Below are 832 nucleotides of genomic sequence, written 5' to 3' on the forward strand. Positions count from 1 at the left end.
ACGCCGCGTACCTGGCCCGCACCAGCGGCTTCTTCCCGTGGCCACCACGCGCCGGGAAGCTGCGGAGTTGAGGGGCACGACGGTGCCCCCGCCCCGGGCGGGCGCCGTCACGGGGGTGAGGTGCCGGGGACGACCGGCTCCGCGTAGAGCGCGGAGATCGCGTCCAGCGCCTCCCGCAGCCCGCGCGGACGCCTCATCCCCGCGGTCACCGCCCGTACGGGCCATCCCGGGCCCGCGAGGAAGACGACGGGGGCGGTCCTCGCCCCCTTGAGGCCGAACGCCGTCGACGCCACCTGCCGGGCCAGCGCGGCGTCCGCCGTCGTGCGGGACTGCGACCACAGCACCACGGCGGCCGGACCGGAGCGGCCCACCGCCGCCCGCAGCGCCTCCGGGGGCACCGCCGCGCCGAACATCCGTGCCGGCAGCCCCCGTTCGGCCAGACCCGCGGCCAGTGCCTCCAGCGGCAGCGTGTGCTGCTCTCCCGGCAGGCAGGCCAGCACCACCGGCGCCAGGTGGGCCGGCGGCCCGGGGACGGTGCCGGGCACCCGCCGCAGCACGGTCGACACGTGCCACGACAGCAGGTGCTCCACCTCGACGTACCGGTCCTGCGTGGACTCCCACTTGCGCCCCACCGCGTGCAGGGTCGGCACCATCACCTCCTCCCAGGCGGCCACCAGGCCGTGGGCCCGCACCGTCCGCTGGAGCAGGGCCTCCATGGCCGGCCCGTCGAGCCGTACCGCGGCGCGTGCCAGCCCCCGGCACTCCTCCCGCACCTCCCCCAGCGGGAGCCCGCCCCCGGGACCGCCCCGGCGGCCCGGTGCGGCTGGTGCGG

The 832-nt window shown here is 78.6% G+C and carries 1 protein-coding gene; it reads right to left on the reverse strand.

What is annotated here, in order from left to right:
* Window positions 1-107 precede the first annotated feature (107 nt).
* Window positions 108-832, reverse strand: a 725-nt coding sequence (locus VR44_RS29630) for a cobalamin B12-binding domain-containing protein (protein WP_045950696.1), incomplete at its 5' end; no start/stop codon positions are given.

This window comes from Streptomyces katrae (genome assembly GCF_000966975.1).
GTDB classification, from domain to species: Bacteria; Actinomycetota; Actinomycetes; order Streptomycetales; family Streptomycetaceae; genus Streptomyces; species Streptomyces katrae.